This is a genomic window from Streptomyces xingningensis (assembly GCF_054957865.1).
In genome coordinates this window covers 1-2,657 of record NZ_JBDJPF010000146.1, presented here as the reverse complement: position 1 = coordinate 2,657, position 2,657 = coordinate 1, and the positions used below count along the sequence as shown (strand labels likewise).

Here is a 2,657-nt window from a genome sequence, read left to right as displayed (position 1 = left end):
CCACCCTCCGCCGCGACCAGGACGACCGCACCCAACTCGCCCACGCCCTGGCCACAGCCTTCACCGCCGGAGTTGCAGTCGACTGGACCCGCTGGTACCCCACTGACCCCACCCCCCGCACCGTCGACCTCCCCACCTACCCCTTCCAACACCAGCGCTACTGGCTGAATGTCTCCAGTGGCCGTGACGGGGACCCGACCGGGCTTGGTCTCGCTTCGTCAGGGCATCCCTTGCTGGGGGCCTCCGTTGGGCTGGCCGATGGCGGGATTCATCTGCTCACCGGGCGGCTGACCAGGCAGTCCGGCCCCTGGCTGGCCGATCATGTGGTGGCCGGTGCCACGCTGGTGCCGGGGGCGGTGCTGGTGGAGTGGGTGTTGCGGGCCGCCGACGAGGCGGGCTGCGCCACCGTCGAGGAGTTGGCGTTGCAGGCCCCGCTCGTGCTGCCGGAGTCCGGCGGGGCCCGGATCCAGGTTGTTGTGGGCGTGGCGGACGAGGACGGCAGGCGCCCAGTCCGGGTGTTCTCCCGCCCCGACCACGACCAGGGTCACGACGAACCCGACCAGCCGTGGACGACCCACGCCACCGGCGTACTGAGCCCCGAGCCCGCCGCCGAGGCCCAAGGGTTGGGTGGTCCGTGGCCCCCGGCCGACGCCGAGCCGGTTGATGTGGACGCCTTCAACATGGATATGGCGGCGGCTGGTTACGGTTATGGCGCCGCTTTCCAGGGCGTGCAGGCGCTGTGGCGGTACGGCGATGAGGTGCTCGCAGAGGTGGTACTGCCGGAGGAAGCCGGTGACCCGGATGGGTTCGGCATTCACCCGGCGCTGCTTGACGCCGCCCTGCAGCCCGTGGCGCTCCTGGTGGACAGGGCTGACGACGGCCGGGTGTTGCTGCCGTTCGCCTGGAACGGGGTGTCGCTGCACGCCGTGCGGGCCACCACGGTCCGAGTTCGGGTTTCCCTCCTCGGGCAGGGCATCGAGCAAGGGATGCAGGTGACGGTGGCCGACGCGGCCGGCGCTCCCGTGCTGAACGTCGCCTCTCTCCAGGCCCGTCCGGCTGAGCCGGGCAGCTTGGGTGCGTCGGTCGGGCGGGCAGAGCGGGGGCTCTTTGGCATCGACTGGACCGTACTCCCCGCCCACCCCGCGGCCGATGAGGTGGAGTGCGCGATGCTGGGCCGGGACGTACCGGACTTGGCCGCGCTCGGCGACGTTCCCCCGGTGGTGATCGCACCGGTGGCCGAGAGCGAGGATGGCCTGGACGTCGCCGGACGCGCACTGGCGCTGGTGCGGGAGTGGCTGGCCGAGCCGAGGTTCGCCGATGCCCGGCTGGCGCTGGTCACGCGGCACGCCATGCCCGTCGAGGAGGGCGCGGACGTCGACCCGGCGGCCGCGAGCGTATGGGGCCTGGTCCGCAGCGCCCAGTCGGAGAATCCGGGGCGCATCCTGCTCATTGACATCGACCTCATTGACCTCGATGACAACTCTGACGCTGTCGCCCAAGTGGTGCGCCAGGCCCTGGCGGCCGATGAACCTCAGGTGGCGGTGCGGGCCGGGCAGATTCTGGTGCCCCGTCTCGTCCGCTCGACCGTCGTACCCGAACGGGACGCGGCCGAGGGGCTCGACCCGGACGGCACCGTCCTGGTCACCGGCGGCACCGGGGTACTGGGTGCACTGGTGGCCGAACACCTGGTGCGGGCATGGGGGGTACGGCATCTGGTGCTCGTCGGCCGCCGCGGCCTTGAGGCCGACGGTGCACGGGAGTTGGTGGCGCGGCTGGGCGAACTGGGCGCCGATGTCTTCGTGACGGCGACCGATGTGAGCGACCTGGACGCTGTGGTGGCGCTGGTCGCGGGCGTCGACGCCGCGCACCCGCTGACGGGGGTGGTGCACGCCGCCGGTGTCCTCGACGATGCGACGGTTGCCGCCCAGACCCCTGACCGCCTCGCCCGGGTGTGGGCCGCCAAGGCGGGCGCTGCCCGGAACCTGCACACGGCCACCGCCGGAATGCCCCTCGGTATGTTTGTGGTGTTCTCCTCGGCAGCTGCCGCTCTGGGCAGCCCGGGACAGGCCAACTACGCGGCAGCGAACACCTATTGCGACGCCCTGATGGCCCACCGCCGGGCGTCCGGGCTTCCTGGTCTTTCCGTGGGCTGGGGCCTGTGGCAGGCCACCAGCGGTATGACCGAGCACCTCGGCGCCGCGGACCTGGCCCGGATGCGGCGCACCGGATTCACCCCCCTTACCACTGAACGCGCTCTCGCTCTCTTCGACGCCGCCAAGCGGCAGGACCGGGCGTTCGTGGTGGCGGCGGAACTGGACCCGGGCGCCGCCGCCGGCGATAGCGCGTCTCCGCTGCTGCGCAGACCAGCCGGGCGGGGACGGCGCCGACTGGCCGCCGGGTCCACGCCCGAGGGTGCGTGGGCATCCCGGCTGGCGGGGCTGGACGCGGCCGCGCGGCTGGAGACCGTGCTGGCCGTCGTCCGCGAGTATGTGGCCGTCGTCCTGGGCCATGGGTCACCGGCCGAGGTGCGGGTCGGCACGCCGTTCAAGGAGCTCGGTTTTGACTCCCTCATGGCCGTGGAGCTGCGCAATCGGCTCTCGGCGGTGAGTGGTCTCCGGCTGCCCGCCACGCTGGTGTTCGACCACCCGACGCCGCGC

The 2,657-nt window shown here is 72.4% G+C and carries 1 protein-coding gene; it reads left to right on the top strand.

Annotated features, from left to right (window positions below):
* Positions 1–2,657 (top strand): type I polyketide synthase (locus tag ABCR83_RS32500; protein ID WP_462698861.1); only part of this gene is annotated, 2,657 nt, incomplete at both ends.